The following is a 15802-nucleotide window of genomic DNA, read 5'->3' on the forward strand; positions in this document are numbered from 1 at the left end:
CCCCTTCTCTCCCTTCGGCTCCGCCACGGCGATCTCGCCCAAGAAAACGGGCGCGGGCGCGACGGCGGGTCCTCACCTCCGCACGATAGGAAATCCTCAGTGGCATTCACGCGTTCACGGCCGTTCACCGGCCGTCGACGGCGCATTCTGGCGGTCACCGGCGTCACGGTCATGACGGCCGCGGCCCTCACCGTCTTCCTCCTACCGGCCGCCGCCGACCCGGTCGTTTCGGCCCCCTTCAAGGACGGTCGATACATCGTCCAGTTCGCCGATGAGCCGGTCGCCGCCTACGACGGCGGCATTCCCGGACTCGAGGCAACCGCCGCGGACGAGGACGGGATCGACCTCGATTCGCCTGCGGCCCAGGACTACCGCGACCACCTCGACGCAGTCCGCGACGACGCTCTCGGCGTCCTGCCCGGCGTCGAGCCGGCCGTTGAGTACGACACCGCGTTCAACGGCGTGGCGGTCGAGCTGACGGGCGCTGAGGCGCGCGAGCTCGCGAGCGATGAGCGGGTCGTCGCCATCGTTCCCGACCAGCTGCTCGAACCCCAGTTGGACACCTCGAGCGAGTTCCTCGGTCTGTCCGGAGAGGACGGTTCCTGGGAGGCAGAGTTCGGCGGCGGCGAGCACGCCGGCGAAGGCGTCGTCATCGGGATCGTCGACGGCGGTTTCACCCCTGAGAATCCGATGTTCGCGCCGCTTCCGGAGCCGCGCCCGGACCAGGACGTCATCGACGCCAAGTGGCAGGGCGAATGCGTTGAGGGCGAGGACAAGCCCGAGAACAACGTCACCTGCAGCAACAAGGTGATCGGCGCCCGCTGGTTCGACTCCAACGGCCACAGCGACGCTGAAGGCTTCAAGTCGCCGCGCGAGGAGTTCAACCACGGCACGCACGTGGCCACCACGGCCGCAGGGAATCTCGACACCGAGGCCGTCGTCGACGGCGTCGAGGTCGGCCCGCTCTCGGGCATGGCTCCGGCGGCGCGGCTCGCCGTCTACAAGGTCTGCTGGATCGCCATCGACGGCTTCTGCCCCACCTCCGACATCCTCGCCGCGATCGACGCGGCCGTGAGCGACGGCGTCGACGTCATCAACATGTCCCTCGGCGGCCCGAGGGACAACATCATCGACCCGGTCGCGATGGCGCTCTTCGCCGCAGCCGAGGCGGGCGTGTTCGTCGCGACCGCTGCCGGCAACTCCGGCGACGAAGGTCCCGGCACCCTTGAGCACAACGCGCCGTGGATCACCTCCGTCGCCGCCGGCACCCACTCCCGCACCTTCGAAGGCGAACTGGAGCTCGGCGACGGCCAGATCCTCAATTATGCCGCGAGCAGCCTGCGGTCCACCGACACCGCGGCCGGTCTGGCCATGGCCGAGGACGTCGCCGTCGACGGCGCCGACCCGGCCGAGGCGCGGCAGTGCGTGTCCGGCACCCTCGACGCCGCCGAGGTCGCGGGCCGGGCGGTCGCCTGCGCCCGGGGCGTGACCTTCTTCGACGAGAAGGCGCAGGCCGTGGCCGATGCGGGCGGCGCGTTCGCCATCGTCTACAACGACGACCCGGCGGCCCCGGACGAAATGGGGAACGGCTGGGATACGCCGCTGTGGACGGTGCAGCTCGATCTGGCCGGGGGAGACGCCCTCGAGGCCTATGCCGCGGGGAGCGATGCCGCCACGGTGACCGCCCACGTGTTCGAGGCGGTCACCCAGACCGCGCCGGTCTCGACCAGCTGGTCCTCCCAAGGCCCGGCGATCGCGGGCGGCGGCGACCTGCTCAAGCCCGACATCACCGCGCCGGGAGAGGAGATCCTCGCCGGATACCTGCCCACCTCGAATGCGGACGGCGGCCACTTCGGCTTCATGAGCGGCACCTCCATGGCCAGCCCGCACATCGCCGGACTCGCCGCGCTTCTCAAGAGCGCCAACCCCGACTGGTCGCCCATGGCCATCAAATCGGCCATCATGACCACCGCTTACAACGAGAACACCGAGGGCGAGCCGATCGAACGAGCGGGCACCGACGCCCCGGCCACCCCGTTCCACACCGGTGCGGGACACGCCGACGGCCAGGCCATGTTCGATCCGGGCCTCGTCTACGACTCCGGCGCGACCGACTGGACCCTCTACGCCTGCGCGATCGGCCAGCTCCAGCAGCTGGAGCCCGCCGACACCTGCGAGACCGCCGAGGCCGAGCACGGCGCCGTCGACCCGAGCGACCTGAACTACCCGTCGATTGCGGTCGGCGACATGACCGGGAACCAGACGATCACCCGCACGGTCACCAACGTCGACGACATGATCGGCGTCTACACCCCGGTGGTCGAAGCCCCGCCGGGCTTCACCGCGAAAGTGGACCGCAAACTCCTGGTCGTTGAACCCGGCGCGTCGGCGACGTACTCGGTCGCCTTCACCCGCACCGACGCGGCGGCCGAGGAATGGTCGTTCGGATCGCTGACCTGGCGCGACTGGCACGGGCACGAGGTCCGCAGCCCGATCGCCCTGCGCGCACTGGACATCGTCGCCCCCAGCGAATTGTCCGGTGAAGGCGCCGCCGGCTCGATCGAGTACGACGTCACGACCGGCATCGACGGCAGGATCGATCTGGCCGCCTCCGGCCTGACCGCATCGGACACCCGGACGCTCTCCCTGTCCAATCCGGACGGATCGGCGTTCCCGGAAGACGAACCGGTCGAACGCGACCAGACCAGGGCCTTCGAACTCGCCGTCCCGGAGGATGCTGTGATGGGTCGCGTCGCCGCCTTCGGCGCCGACCACGAATCGGAGACCGATATCGACCTCTTCGTCTACGAGCAGTCGGACGACGGGTCGCTCGACCTGATCGGCGCTCCGCTCCTGGCTGGTTCAGATGAATACGTCGATCTGGAAGCAGGCCGAAGCTACACGGTCTACGTCGATCTCTGGTACGCCCCGACCGACACCGTCGAAGCCGTCGTCCACACCTGGGTCGTCCCCGAGTCGGCCGCGGGGAACCTGACCGCGAGCCCGGATTCGCTTGAGGCGACGGTCGGCGGCGTCCACACCGTGACGGCCACCTGGTCCGGTCTCGAAGCGGGACGGCACTACCTCGGCACCATCGCCTACCTCAACGACGGCGCAATCCTCCGGCGCACCATCGTGGCGATCGACCGCTGACCCCATAGCCGGCCCCGCCTCCGAACCTCACACTGCCGGGTTGAGGTCGGAGGCGGGGCCTTTGCCACGCCGGAGCCGTTGCTCGAAGCGCCTAGTCGACCTCGCGGACGAAGACCGGCTTGCGGTGCCGCTCGGTCAGGACCTCGGGCAGCCGCTCCCAGTCGTAGACGCCGGACACGACGCGTCCGGGGTCGACGTCGCCGTGGAGGGCCAGGTCGAGTGCGTCGGGCAGATGGACGCGGACGTTGTCGCGGGCGATGCGCATGGTGACGCCGGTGAGGTACATGTCGAGCAGCGGCAGTTCCCCGGGCCGGAAGTGGTTCCCCGCTGATTCGCAGAAGCCCTCGGGGACAAGGGATTCGAGCGCTTCACCCAGTTCGTCGACGCGGCCCGTGGCCTCGACTGCCAGGTCGAAGCCCTTTTCATCCGGCATGAGCTCCTCGGCAGTGCGGGCGCCGAAGCCCTCCGCGAGGTTGCGGTGCTCGCGTTCGGGGTCGATGTAGAGGACGTCAGAGGCGCCGAGGGCGCGGGCGATGTCGCACACGTACAGGCCGATGCTGCCCCGCGCGATGACGACCACGCGGGCACCCGGCACTCGCTTCAGATGCGGAGCCACCAGTCGCCACGCCAGCGACCAGTTGTCGCCGGCCGAGGCCATGGCGACCGGGTCCAGGCCCGCCGGGAGCGGCACGAGCATGGCGTCGGCCCACGGCACGCGGACGAGGTCGGCGAACAGGCCGCCCCAGTTCCCGCCGAGCGGCGCACCGTACATCGCCATGTGCGGCACCGCAGTGCAGTGCGCGGTGAGTCCGGCGCGGCAGCGATCGCAGGTCCCGCAGTTGATCGCCCACGGGACGACCACCAGGTCGCCGGGCCTCACGGCCGTGACGGAATCGCCGGTCTCCACGACCCGGGCCACGCACTCGTGGCCGATCGGAAACGGCGGCTCGATGAAGCCGTGCCCGGCGATGATCATCGAGTCCACATCGCAGGTCGTGGCGGCGACCGGTGCGACGATCGCCTGCTGATCGGACTCCAGGCGCGGGTCGGGTGCTTCGCGCCATTCAAGGGTGCGGCGCGCGACGTAGGTCAGTTCACGCATCGGCCTACCCCTTCGCCAGTGCGGCCAGTTCGGCGTACGTGACGACCTGGCCGCCCGCACCCCAGGTGCCATCGGGCTGCTCGTGGACGAGCACCCACACGCGCAGGGCCTCAGACGCGGGGAGCCCGGCCGCGGCCAGGACGGTCCGGGTGGCCTCCTCCACGAGCCCGGCCTTGCGGCGTTCGGACAGCGCACCCTGCGGCACGGTGGCCTCGACGAGGAAACGCGGCGCGTCGTCCTCGGCGGTGGTCTGCGCACCTTCGGGTAGCTCGATGAGGTAGCTCCATGCCTGGGCGCGAAAGAACTCCGTGTCGGGCGCACCCTCCCACCGCAGGAGCGCGGCGTTCAGTTCGCGCTGGATGCTCGAACGGCCTTCCACGGTGAGTGCGCCGGGTGGCACGGTCAGTCGGATCATCGGCATGGCGAGTTTCCTCTCGATCAAGTCCTATAACGGTCGTCATAGAATTGGATCGCGGTAGGCTATCACGAGTGTTATAACCGAGGGAAGGGCTGAAATGGCGAAGGCGAGTACACCGTCGCGCGAGCGCATCGTGGCCGGCGCCGCTGACCTGATCAGCAGGCGCGGCCTGAACGCCGCGAGCATCCGCGAGCTGGCCAAGCACGCGCACGCCCCGCTCGGCTCGACCTACCACTACTTCCCGGGCGGCAAGCGCCAAGTCGCCACCGAAGCGGTCGAGTTCGCGGGCGAGGCCGTTTCCCGCAGGCTGCGAAAGGAACTCGTCGAAGGGCCGGTCGAAGGACTCCGCGCGTTCCTCGGGTTGTGGCGTGGCATCGTCGTCGACTCGGACTTCCGGGCTGGCTGCCCGGTGCTCGCCGTCTCTGTGGAGGAACCGCCCGAGGGGGAGGAGACGCCGGAGCTCGCGGCGGCGGCCAAGGCCTTCGCCGAATGGCAGGCGCTGCTCGCCGACTCCCTGCTGGCGCACGGCGTCGACGCCGAGACCGCTGCTGATCTGGCGGTCCTCATCGTCGCCTCGGTCGAAGGCGCAACCGCGATGTGTCGCGCCGCGCGCAGCGAACTGCCGCTCGACCGGGTCGAGCGGCAGTTGGAAGCGGCGATCCTCAGGGTGCTGCCCTCCGCGTGACCGGCTCAGGCGTCGAGCGCGGCCCGGATCGCCTTGACCTTGTCCTCGGTGAACACGCCGGTCTCCAGGAGCGACAGGACCGAGAGCACGCCGCCGCTCGAGCCCCAGCTGCCCTCGTCGATGACCCGGAAGTTGACCCACCAGGCCGGTGAGGGCGCGTCGAGCCCGAGGGCCTCGGCCATGGCGGCGAGGATGCGCTCGATGACCTCGGTCCGGACCTCCTGGCGCCAGTCGCCGTCCATGACCGCGATGTCGATGACCATGGAATCGGCTCCGGTCTCGGCGATCAGGCGCCCGCCGATCGCCATCGCGTCGGCCTCGCGCTCGGTGAAGAGCACCTGGAATCCGGGTCGGGCGGGGGGCGCGAACTGGCCGACCTCGGGCACGAGTACCGCGTCGGTCAGGGTCTCGGCTAGGACGCGGCGCTGCTCGGCGCTGATGCGGCCTTTCGGGCTGTTCACGTTGATGACGGTCATCTTCTGCCTCCTATAACGGTCGTCATAAACCGAGGATACACAGACTTATAGCGACTGTTATAGCAACGGCGGTGGTTGTGAGGTGGTCGTCGGTCGGCGTATCTCGACTCGTTCCGAACACCCGGAGTCCATCAGTCTCGAGCCAGGCCCAGTTCCCCGGCGCGGATGCCGGCCTGGAATCGTGAGTCGGCGCCGAGGATGGCGAGGAGCTCGGCGACTCTGCGGTGATAGGTGCGCAGCGACATGCCGAGCTGCCGGGCGGCCGCCGCATCGGTGACCCCGGATCCGAGCGCACGCAGCACCTTGCGGGCCGAATCGTCCAGCAGGGGGCGGTCGGAGGCCAGGAACGCCTCAAGGTCGGCAGCCGCCTCCCAGGCTGCCTCGAATAGGGCATAGGCCCCGTTGACGAGTGCGGCGGCGTTGCTCATGGTGTACCGGCGGGTGGCTGCCGCGGCGCCGGGAGACTCGGCCAGGATCATGGTCCGGCGATCGACGAAGACCGTCCCCTGCGGCAGCGGTGCTGCGGTGATTCGGACCTGGAAGCCGTGGGCCGCCATCTCCCGCAAGGCCAGCCGGTCCCGTTCGTCGGCGAGTACGGCCGGGCTGAACAGCTTGCGGACCGCACCCGCGGAACCGGCCGCACGCAGGCGCGCACTTTCCCGAGCACCGGGAAAGGTGTCCAGGTCGTGGGCGATGTTGACGAACTCGCCGCCGTGCGCCGCCAGCGGTCCCAACCGGGTCCTGAGCTCGAGATCGCCGTAAAGGGTCACGGTCGCTGTCATCCACCCATTATGCCGTGGCAGAAACCTGCCAGCGCCTGGAACGGGGGCGGGTTCCGAAGAACACTGGGGCCCATGAACAACGACTTTCTCCTCGGCGGCGACCTGCGGGTCGATCGCTTCGGATTCGGCGCGATGCGCCTGCCGTCCCAGCAGGGCATGGGCGGCCCCGCCCGCGACCCCGAGACCGGGCGCGCCGTGCTGCGGCGCGCCATCGAACTCGGTGTGAACCACATCGACACCGCCGACTTCTACGTGAGCGGCGACGGCGCGGTACGCGCGAACACCCTCATCCGCGAAGCACTGCACCCGTACCCGTCCGACCTCGTCATCGCCACCAAAGTGGGCCCGAAGATCGGACCGCAGGGCCTCGCCCACGCCACTGCCGCCGAGCTGCGGGGCCTGATCGAGGACAACCTCAAGAATCTCGGCGTGGACCGGCTCGACCTGGTCTACCTGCGCATCGGCCCGATGGCACCACCGCATGGCGAGTCACTCGCCGACCGCTTCGAAGCACTCGCGGCGCTCCGCGAGGAGGGCCTGATCCGCCACCTGGGCATCAGCAACGTCGACACCGACCACCTGGCCGAGGCCCTGTCGATCGCACCCGTCGTCGCGGTGCAGAACCACTTCCACGCCGGCTGGAGCGACGACGCCTCGATGCTGGCGGCCTGCGAGCGGCGGGGCATCGCCTTCGTCCCGTTCTTCCCCATCGGCGGCGGCCGCGACCTGGACGACGAGCGGCTGGCCAAGATCGCCGCCCGGCACGGCGCCACGGTGCCGCAGGTCGGCTTGGCCCTGCTCCTCGCGCAGTCGTCGGCCACCCTGGCCATTCCTGGTACCGGCACCGTCTCGCACCTGGAGGAGAACCTGGCCGCGGCCCAGATCGTCCTGACAGCGGAAGACCTCGCCGAATTCGCCTGAGCGGACCGGTGCACTCGCCGAGCACTCGATCGAAGGGCGCGTCCTAGTCGCAAGGCCGGTCAGCGCGATGTACAACTGAGAAAATCGGCTCGCCTAGAAAAACCGATCTACAGGCGACAGCCATCAGAATCAGGAGTGCCGTGTGCCGAGCCTTGCGATGCGGACGCTGTCGGTCGTGTTGAGAGCGACGAGGAAGCCGGCCATGGCCACGGCCGAACGAGCACGGGCCGACATGAACAAGCCCAAGGCCGACCCCACGCCACCCGCGACACTGCGGCGGCGCCATGCGGTGACCGTCCGGATGGTCGAGGGCTTTCCCTCCCGTCGCCCCTCGATCAGTGCCCGAGCCGGACAAAGCACTGATCTACCTGCATGGCGGCGCCTACATCCACGAGATCACCCGCCGACACTGGCATTTCATCTCCCGCTTGGCCGATGCCGGCCGCCGAGTCGACGTCCCCCTCTATGGGCTTGCGCCCCAGCACGTCTACCGCGAGGCGTTTCCCTTGGTCACCGACGTCCACCGGAACCTGCTCGATCGGTACCCACCGGAATCGATCACCTGGGCCGGCGACTCGGCCGGCGGGGGACTCGCACTCGCAGTGACCCAGACCCTTCCCGGAACCGGACTGCCCATGGCAGCCAGGCTCATCCTGCTGTCCCCCTGGCTGGACATCACCCTGTCGAACCCTCGGATCCGGCAGATAGAACAACGAGATCCGTGGCTGTCCAGAGCGGGCCTCATCGAAGCCGGACGGGCATGGGCAGGCGGAGACGACCCGCACGACCCGCGATTGAGTCCGATCAACGGCCCTATGGCCGGGCTGCCACCTATCGACCTGTACATCGGGACCGCCGACATCTTCGACCCCGACGCCCGGAGACTCCGCGAACAGGCCGAGCAAGCCGGCACCACCATCCGCCTCACCGAGGTCGAAGGCGCCTTCCACGTCTACGCCCTGGCGCCCGTACCCGAAGCACGCGTATCAACTCGAGCCATCCTCGCCGCACTGCAATAGTCCTTGACTGCTTGCAGTTATGGTCGAGTCAGGGTGGAGAGCTGAACTCTCATCCAAATGGATCTGCGCAGGATTTGACACAACTCCTAGCTTTGGCGGAGATGTTTGGTCTGCTTTAGCGTCAACCGGTGATTACGGCAGGTGGTTTGGGTCGCGCTACGGCGGAAAGTTTGGATCGCACCAACATCGATACTGGCTGATGTTCTGGTAGTGGTGGGCCTCGATGTCAGAAAGTTTGGATCGCACCTCGACGACTGAAGGCATCGACGGGAATCGATCGACGGAAACCGGACCGCGACGCCCGGGCGGAAAGTTCGGGTCGCACCTGGCCGCACTCGGGTGAGTGACGGCCCGCCATCAGCTTCCGGCCGAATCGTAGGAGCGCAGGCCCGCACGGCAAACGAGGCCCGCGACGACCACGTTGACCACCACCGCGGCGAGGATGCCGATCGCCCACCACGGTGAGGCCCGTCCGGTGAGGATCTGGACGGGGATGAAGCTGGCGAAGGCGAACGGCAGCGCCCAGGTGGCGATCTGGCGCACCAGCGTGGGGTACATCGTCAGCGGGAAACGCATGGTGTCGTTCTGGAGGTCTTGTGCGACCCAGGCGAAGACGGGCATGTGCCCTTTGATCCAGAAGTTGATCGCGCACAAGGTGGTCTGGAGTGCGGACTGGATGACGACCGCGCAGGCCAGGAGGATCAGGCCGACCGGGATCTGCGCGAGGCCGAGCCCGGCGCCGACCCAGCCGTAGGCGGCCATCGCGATACCGAGGGTCGCCCCGCCGATCGAGTGGAGGTCGAGGTGGTGGGAGGCTACCTGGAGGATGACCGGGGCGGGTCGGGTGATGAAGTAGTCCATGCCGCCGTTGAGGACCATGGATCCCAGGCCCCAGATCCCGTCCCAGAACAGGCCGGCCAAGGCGGTCGAGAGCGACAGGAAGCCGACCAGGATGAGCACTTCGTGGTAGCTCCATCCGGCGACTGCGGTGATGTTGCCGAACAGGACGGTGATGAAGGCGAACTGGAGGGCCTGGGACAGGGCTCCGACGGCGACCATGATCCAGAATTCGGTCGGGTACTCCAGGGCTGAGCGGACGTGGGCGATCATCTCGTGTCGGTATACGGCTGCGGTGTGGCGCATGCTCATCCTCCGTGGATCGTGACCTGTTTGACCGCGTGGCGCCACAGCACTCGCGCGGCAACCCAGAGCCCGATTACCCAGGCGGCTTCGGCGGCGATGAGCCCAAGCGCGCCGAGGGTGTCGACACGGCCGAGGTAGATGCTCGACGGTGTGGTGGTGAAGTGCGGGAACGGCAGGCACCAAGCGAGGGCCTGGAGCCAGGAGGGCATGAGCGCCAAGGGGATCGTCACGCCTGAGAAGAACGCTACGAGCGATTCGCGCGCGAACATGATCGTCCCGTAACGGTGCGTCCAGAAGCACGCCAGGACCGACAGATAGACGACTTCGAACGACAATGGGAACAGCAGCAGGATGCTGACGGCGGTCAAGGCACCGGCCAGGGCTGAGGCCGGGGCCGGCGGGGTGAACAGTAGCCAGGCGCCGACGCTGCCGATGGCGGCGGTCGGCAGGCTGGCGATCATCGAGCCTATGTACTCGGCGGCGCGGGCCCGCTGGAAGTCGACGGGCCGGGTCAGGTCGATTGCGACCATGCCGTCGAGGATGCGTTCGGCGACCTGGCCATGCGCGCCGCCGTAGGCGAGGGTGATGGTGACGAAGCTGATGACGATGTAGGCGCGCATCGCCTCCCAGTCGTATCCGGCCATGGAGCCGTCATCGAGCAGGTGGCGCCACAGGGCCATCCCCACAAGCAGCGAGCTGCCGCCGAGGATGACACCGATGAGCCAGTTGAACTTGTGGGCCATCTGGCCCTTGAGCGAGATGACCGCGAGGGCACGTTCGGCCGCGAGGGGATAGGTCAATTGACCAGCTTCCCGTCGCGAAGACGGAGGAAGTGGTTGCTGAGGGACTGAGCTTGAGTGATGGGCACGCGCCGAAGATAGAGACTTCCTCCCCATTGAGACCAGCGGTTTTCTCAGGTCTCAGGACGCAACGGCCGTCCCACGAGATCACCAAGGCCCTGCAGGGCTGGTCAGGGGGTTCCGGAACCCATCCGAGCTGGTCCAGAACTCAGGCGAGCACTCGCTTAGGCAAGGCGACACGCCGAGCGGTCAGCGACGCAGTTGCGGTGTTCGGGCTGGTGAGCGGTTTAGGTTGATGCCTGGTCGTATCAGGAGGCCAGGTTTTGTCACGTGTGGAATTGTTCGAGCGGATTCGTCGTGACCGCCGAGTGGACCCGTCGGTGTCGCAGCGGGAGCTGATGAAGCGCCACGGGGTGTCGCGCAGGACGGTGGTGCAGGCGCTGTCGTCGGCGCTGCCTCCGCCGCGCAAACCGGTGAACGGCCGCCCGCGGGTGCTGGCCCCGGTCGAGGAGTTCATCGACGAGATGCTGCGCTCGGACGTGACCGCGCCGAAGAAGCAGCGGCACACGATCGAGCGGATCTGTCAACGCCTCGCGCGCGAGTACGACTTCCGGGAGGCCTCGTACTCAGCGATCCGCGACTACGTCGCGCGCCGCCGCCCCGAGGTCACCGCCGAGGTCCGGTCGGGCCAGGGTGTCGTCGAGGGGATGGTCCCGCAGCAGCACCTGCCCGGCGAAGAGGCCGAAGTGGACTTCCACGATGTCACGGTCGAGCTCGCGGGCAAGAAGGTCGTTTGCTACCAGTTCACCTTCCGACTGTCCTACTCGGGCAAAGCCATTCACCGGGTCTTCGCCTCCTGCGGGCAGGAGGCGTTCATCGAGGGCCACATCGAGGCGTTCGCGGTGCTCGGCGGGATCCCGACCCGGCACGTCCGCTACGACAACTTGTCGCCGGCGGTGACGAAAGTGCTGCTGGGCCGCTCGCGCAAGGAGACCCAACGCTGGCTGGCGTTCCGCTCGCACATGGGCTTCGACGCGTTCTACTGCCAGCCGGGCTCCGGCGGCGCGCACGAGAAGGGCGGGGTCGAGCACGAGGGCGGCCGGTTCCGCCGCAACTACCTGGTCCCACCGCCGGTCGTTGAGACGCTCGCGGAGCTAAACAAGCGCCTGGCCCGGATCGACGCTACCGAGGACATCCGGCATGTCCACGGTCGCCTCGAGACCATCGGTGAGCGGTTCGCCCAAGAGGAGGAGCTGCTGCGGCTGGTCCCGGATGAGGAGTTTGAGCCGGGAACGGTCAAGACTCCGAAGGTCCGCCGCGACTGCCGCATCGTGGTCATGCAGTGCTACTACTCGGTTCCGGCCCGGTTCATCGGCAGGAAGGTCCGAGTGAGCTTGCGGGCTAACGAGCTGCTGGTGTTCGACGGCCGCAAGGTCATCGCCCGGCATCAGCGCCTTGCGCGCCGCTACGACTTCTCAGACCACCTCGACCACTACCTGGAGATCCTGGCCGCCAAGCCCGGGGCCCTGGCCGGGTCGACCGCTCTGGCCCAGGCCCGCGAGTCCGGGGCCTTCACCGAAGCGCACGACGCGTTCTGGGACGCGGCCAGGGAAGCCCGAGGCGACGCCGAGGGCACCAGGGCCTTGATCGAGGTGCTCCTGCTGCACCGCTTGATGCCCGCCGAGGCCGTCGTCGCCGGTTTGCGGGCGACGCTGCGGGCCGGGTCGTCCACACCGGAGCTGGTCGCCATTGAAGCCCGTAAGGCCATCGAAGCGGGGACCGTCGCGGCCGATGCCCCGCCGCCGATCAGTCTGCCCGAGCCCGTCCTCGTCGAAGACGACCCCGATGAGGACGAGGCCGACGACGGCCACCGCGCCGAGGTGATCTCCCTGCACGCGCGCCGTCTGCTTTCGGCCGGGGGCCACCCGGCTCCCCAGATTTCTGTCTACGACCAGTTGCTGTCCAAGAAGAAAGGCCACTCGGCTTGACTCAGATCACCGGCACCACACGAGTGCCCAGCCCCCGCACCGCCACCGCCGGCGGCCTGGGCGCGGTCGACGCGGCCATCATCGACGCCTGCGTCGCGCTGCGCCTGCCCTCCATACGCGACAACTACGCCGAGATCGCCGAACGCGCCTTGCGCGACCGCTCGAACTACCTGGGCTTCCTGCTGGAGCTTTTGAAGAACGAGTGCGAGCACCGCGACGAGCGCCGCAAGGAGCGCCTGGTCCGCGGCGCGAACTTCCACCGCCCCAAACGCATCGAGGACTTCGACTACGGCGCCAACCACAACGTCACACCTGAGCAGGTCAACTCGCTGACCGACCCGTCCTGGGTGCTCTCCGGGCAGCCGCTCTGTCTCATCGGCGGCTCCGGGACCGGCAAGTCCCATCTGCTCATCGGCATCGGCACCGCCATCGCCGAAGCGGGCCTGAAAGTCCGCTACACCACCACGGCCGCCCTGGTCAACGAGCTCGTCGAAGCCGCGCACGAGAAGCACTTGACCAAGACCATCCACAAATACGGCCGCTACGACCTGCTCTGCCTGGACGAGTTCGGCTACCTCAACCTGGACCGGACGAGCGCGAAGCTGCTGTTCCAGATCTTCACCGAGCGCGAGGAACGCCGCTCGATCGCGGTCGCCTCCAACGCCCCGTTCGGAGAATGGTCCAAGACCTTCACCGAGGAACGGCTCTGCGGCGCCATCGTCGACCGGCTCACCTTCAAAGGCCACGTCATCGAGACCGGCCACGAGTCCTACCGGCTGATGACCACCCTCGCAGAGCGAGGCGCGTAAGGCACGGAACGGGCCCCTCGCGTTCAGGCCGGCTATCAGGACCGGCAGGCGCGAGGGACCCGACCAACACTGATCCTAGACACCCCAGTCCCCACCGCCGCGACCAAAACGCGTCCCAAACTTTCCGCCCGAACTCACCCCGCGCCCCACCGATTTCAGCCGAGTGCGATCCAAACTTTCCGCCTGAACACCGCGACCCGAACCCCCGTCGATCGGCATTCTTCGATGTCTCGGCGCACGCACTGCGACCCGAACTTCCCGCCCGAGCGCGACCCATTTCACCTGTCGAAATCAAACCGGTTCATATGCGAGGCGCACGAAGGGTATCGGATGTTCGTGGCAGACGGGCTCTTAGTATCTATTATGGACGGTCTTTCAGAGCCGATTTACGAGCCATTCGCCGTGGAGAATGATGCTCAAAGTTGCCGGATGATGACTATCGATGACCAACACGAGGTATGATCTACCTGCGAGGATGATCAGGAAATCGGACTCTCAAGGCCATAAAATAGACTTGAGGTGCTAGTGTCCTATTATGGACGTGGGGGTTCAAGTCCCCCCTCGCGCACAGAAAGAAAGGCCCCGGTTATCCGGGGCCTTCTTTTTCGCGCCTACAATGAGCTTTTGCCTTTGGCGCTCGCTAGCTGGGAGCCATTCTGGGAGCCAAGTTGGCTCCTCGACTCTCCTTTATGGTCCGTTGCATGTTGTCCGGTAGCCTTGTCCAGGAGTTCGGCTCCTGCGGTGATGACCGGTCGGAGTTGGTGCCGGTACACCTTCCATGTGGTGGCGAGGTCCTTGTGTCCGAGCAGGTCGGCGATGAGCTCGACCGGGGCGCCGGCTTCGGACAAGAGCGAGGTGAAGGTGTGGCGCAGTTCCCTGGGCGTCCACGATCCCGGCAAGCCAGCCTTGGTCGCGACCTTCTGCACCTGGTCGTGCACTGACTCGGCCACCTGAACGGTGTCCGTGCGGGTGCCGAACACGTAGACGATCCCCTCCGACTTCCAACCGTGCTCGGCGCGCCATTTCTGCTGCTGCTCTTGATGCTCGGTGAGGATCTCCACGGCGAGTGCAGGCAGGCCGATGGTCCGGCGGCTCTTCGCGGTCTTGGTGTCGCCGCCTGCGCGGACCGATCGCCAGATCTCGACATGGGGAGCGACCGTCTGGAGATGCTCTTGGCCGCAGGAGCAGATCTGGCCCCTGGTCGGGTTGAGGTGCAGGTGCCGCCATTCGAGGGGCCGGGCTTCCTCGGTGCGGATGCCGGTGAAGACCGACAGCGCGATGTACCCGCGGATCGGTCGGTGCCGGCTGGTGTCGAGCAGTGCCATGGTCTGCTCGAGTGTCAGTGCTTTGCTGGGCCTGCCGAGTTGGCCGCGCGGGGCGTCGACGAGTGCGGCGACGTTCCTGCTGGCATGGTTGTGTGCCTCGGCGAATCGGATGATCCGCCGCAGTGTGCTCAACCGCTTCTTGACCGAACCTGTCGACAGCTCCCGGGCCATGACATCGAGCCAGGCATCCACCTCGTCAGCCTTGAGTTCCTTCAGTTTTGCGTGGCCCAGGTGGGGGAGGATCCACTTCCCTACGATCCTGCGGAGCTCGTCCGCGGTGCCTTCGGCCAGATGATGCATGCCGTGCGCGAGGAAGTCCTCGCAGGCGTCAGCGACGGTGTAGTCGTTCCCCAGATCGATCCCGCGGTCGAAATCCTCGCGCAGAGCGTCCAGCTTCGCCTGAACCTGATCGACACTGTGTCCGGTGACCTTGGGGCGGATCCTGCGGTTGTCTGGTCCTCGGCCCACCGAGAGCAGTCCGACGAATCGGCCCGTCGACTTGTCCCAGAAGATCGAACCCGACCCGTTCGGCGCACGCATCCGTGGGGTGTGCCGGGGTCGCTGCGCAGCCACGAAGCCGCCTCCGAAGGAGGTCCTATCTCCATCGTATGGACCTAGGGGCCGGCCGGATGAGGAACGCCTTCCGCTCCCAGCCGAGCCTCGGAACGGTCGTGAGTTCGAATCCCCCTAACTCCACAAACGGACATACGAGATATGAGGGATCATTACGTAGATGATCCCTATTTCTTTGTCCGTCACGCACGGAACAGGACATCGGTCGCGTTGGTGATCAGCACCCGCTGATGCCGTCGCCTGAACCGCTTTCTCAAGGGCCGCTTCACCATTTGTTCAGCCAGGACGATGACGGCTGCTGCGGTGGTAACGGCGTGTGGAGGGCGAACATCTGGGGTTGCCGCCGGTTAGGTGGGCGCCGACCCAGGAGCTGAGGGTGAGCGCGGTGGTGGGTGCAGTGAGGATGCCGTGGAGGACGGCGTACCCGTGCGGTCCCCACCAGTCGGTGACACGGTGGTGTCCAGGAGAGTGAAGGCGCCGAGGACATGCAGGAACAACGATGATTGTCGGTGGCCGTACCCGTGCCCCCATGGGCACGTCTTGACGGTATGCAGGAGAGACGATACCCGGCTCGTCGCACATGGTCTCGTGTGCGACAGGCCGGGCAT

General features: G+C 67.4%; 13 protein-coding genes. 6 read left to right on the top strand and 7 right to left on the bottom strand.

Annotated elements, in window-relative coordinates; all coding sequences use genetic code 11:
* Window positions 1-99 precede the first annotated feature (99 nt).
* Entirely contained in the window at window positions 100-3153 is a 3054-nt protein-coding gene (locus O1R50_RS22875) for a S8 family peptidase (protein WP_270112563.1), read from the top strand.
* Between the two features lie 91 nt (window positions 3154-3244).
* On the opposite strand, the gene O1R50_RS22880 is transcribed toward O1R50_RS22875, so the two are convergent.
* Together O1R50_RS22880 and O1R50_RS22885 are read right to left on the bottom strand one after the other, a co-directional pair.
* A complete protein-coding gene (locus tag O1R50_RS22880) occupies window positions 3245-4255 on the bottom strand; it encodes a zinc-dependent alcohol dehydrogenase (RefSeq protein WP_270112564.1) in 1011 nt (336 codons plus the stop codon).
* A gap of 4 nt (window positions 4256-4259) precedes the next feature.
* Window positions 4260-4676 carry a tautomerase family protein gene (locus tag O1R50_RS22885; RefSeq protein WP_270112566.1) on the bottom strand — a complete coding sequence of 139 codons (417 nt, stop codon included), beginning with the start codon at window positions 4674-4676 and terminating at the stop codon, window positions 4260-4262.
* A gap of 94 nt (window positions 4677-4770) precedes the next feature.
* Here O1R50_RS22885 and O1R50_RS22890 point away from each other — a divergent pair, with 94 nt between their 5' ends.
* Window positions 4771-5358 (top strand): TetR/AcrR family transcriptional regulator, encoded by a 588-nt coding sequence (locus O1R50_RS22890; RefSeq protein ID WP_270112567.1) that lies wholly within the window; start codon window positions 4771-4773, stop codon window positions 5356-5358.
* A gap of 5 nt (window positions 5359-5363) precedes the next feature.
* Here the strand turns inward: O1R50_RS22890 and O1R50_RS22895 are convergent, their stop codons facing one another.
* Together O1R50_RS22895 and O1R50_RS22900 are read right to left on the bottom strand one after the other, a co-directional pair.
* Entirely contained in the window at window positions 5364-5834 is a 471-nt protein-coding gene (locus O1R50_RS22895; protein ID WP_270112568.1) for a tautomerase family protein, read from the bottom strand.
* 131 nt (window positions 5835-5965) lie between these two features.
* Window positions 5966-6616 carry a helix-turn-helix transcriptional regulator gene (locus O1R50_RS22900; protein ID WP_270112570.1) on the bottom strand — a complete coding sequence of 217 codons (651 nt, stop codon included), beginning with the start codon at window positions 6614-6616 and terminating at the stop codon, window positions 5966-5968.
* 72 nt (window positions 6617-6688) lie between these two features.
* Between O1R50_RS22900 and O1R50_RS22905 the strand changes: the two genes are divergently transcribed.
* Both O1R50_RS22905 and O1R50_RS22910 read left to right on the top strand, forming a co-directional pair.
* Window positions 6689-7537: an aldo/keto reductase gene (locus tag O1R50_RS22905; protein ID WP_270112571.1), complete on the top strand. Its 849-nt coding sequence runs from the start codon at window positions 6689-6691 to the stop codon at window positions 7535-7537.
* Between the two features lie 338 nt (window positions 7538-7875).
* The gene (locus tag O1R50_RS22910) at window positions 7876-8556 is read left to right on the top strand and encodes an alpha/beta hydrolase fold domain-containing protein (protein WP_270112572.1); all 681 of its coding nucleotides are present in this window, start codon (window positions 7876-7878) and stop codon (window positions 8554-8556) included.
* Window positions 8557-8913: 357 nt separating this feature from the next.
* On the opposite strand, the gene O1R50_RS22915 is transcribed toward O1R50_RS22910, so the two are convergent.
* Both O1R50_RS22915 and O1R50_RS22920 read right to left on the bottom strand, forming a co-directional pair.
* A complete protein-coding gene (locus O1R50_RS22915) occupies window positions 8914-9699 on the bottom strand; it encodes an ABC transporter permease (protein ID WP_270112573.1) in 786 nt (261 codons plus the stop codon).
* A 2-nt stretch (window positions 9700-9701) separates the two neighbouring features.
* Complete coding sequence (locus tag O1R50_RS22920) at window positions 9702-10499, bottom strand: ABC transporter permease (protein ID WP_270112574.1); 798 nt, start codon at window positions 10497-10499, stop codon at window positions 9702-9704.
* A 323-nt stretch (window positions 10500-10822) separates the two neighbouring features.
* Here O1R50_RS22920 and istA point away from each other — a divergent pair, with 323 nt between their 5' ends.
* On the top strand, window positions 10823-12487 hold the full coding sequence (gene istA / locus O1R50_RS22925) for an IS21 family transposase (RefSeq protein ID WP_408612796.1): 1665 nt from the start codon (window positions 10823-10825) through the stop codon (window positions 12485-12487).
* Window positions 12488-12492: 5 nt separating this feature from the next.
* Window positions 12493-13296: an IS21-like element helper ATPase IstB gene (gene istB, locus O1R50_RS22930; protein ID WP_408612798.1), complete on the top strand. Its 804-nt coding sequence runs from the start codon at window positions 12493-12495 to the stop codon at window positions 13294-13296.
* A 611-nt stretch (window positions 13297-13907) separates the two neighbouring features.
* On the opposite strand, the gene O1R50_RS22935 is transcribed toward istB, so the two are convergent.
* On the bottom strand, window positions 13908-15161 hold the full coding sequence (locus O1R50_RS22935) for a tyrosine-type recombinase/integrase (RefSeq protein WP_270112577.1): 1254 nt from the start codon (window positions 15159-15161) through the stop codon (window positions 13908-13910).
* Window positions 15162-15802: the final 641 nt, after the last annotated feature.

Source organism: Glycomyces luteolus, from assembly GCF_027622875.1.
Taxonomy (GTDB): domain Bacteria; phylum Actinomycetota; class Actinomycetes; order Mycobacteriales; family Micromonosporaceae; genus Glycomyces; species Glycomyces luteolus.

What these genes read in the sequence shown, in the direction of transcription:
- O1R50_RS22880 (WP_270112564.1), bottom strand. Translation starts at nt 4,255, where the DNA reads ATGCGTGAACTGACCTACGTCGCGCGCCGCACCCTTGAATGGCGCGAA.
- O1R50_RS22885 (WP_270112566.1), bottom strand. Translation starts at nt 4,676, where the DNA reads ATGCCGATGATCCGACTGACCGTGCCACCCGGCGCACTCACCGTGGAA.
- O1R50_RS22890 (WP_270112567.1), top strand. Translation starts at nt 4,771, where the DNA reads ATGGCGAAGGCGAGTACACCGTCGCGCGAGCGCATCGTGGCCGGCGCC.
- O1R50_RS22895 (WP_270112568.1), bottom strand. Translation starts at nt 5,834, where the DNA reads ATGACCGTCATCAACGTGAACAGCCCGAAAGGCCGCATCAGCGCCGAG.
- O1R50_RS22900 (WP_270112570.1), bottom strand. Translation starts at nt 6,616, where the DNA reads ATGACAGCGACCGTGACCCTTTACGGCGATCTCGAGCTCAGGACCCGG.
- O1R50_RS22905 (WP_270112571.1), top strand. Translation starts at nt 6,689, where the DNA reads ATGAACAACGACTTTCTCCTCGGCGGCGACCTGCGGGTCGATCGCTTC.
- O1R50_RS22915 (WP_270112573.1), bottom strand. Translation starts at nt 9,699, where the DNA reads ATGCGCCACACCGCAGCCGTATACCGACACGAGATGATCGCCCACGTC.
- O1R50_RS22935 (WP_270112577.1), bottom strand. Translation starts at nt 15,161, where the DNA reads ATGCGTGCGCCGAACGGGTCGGGTTCGATCTTCTGGGACAAGTCGACG.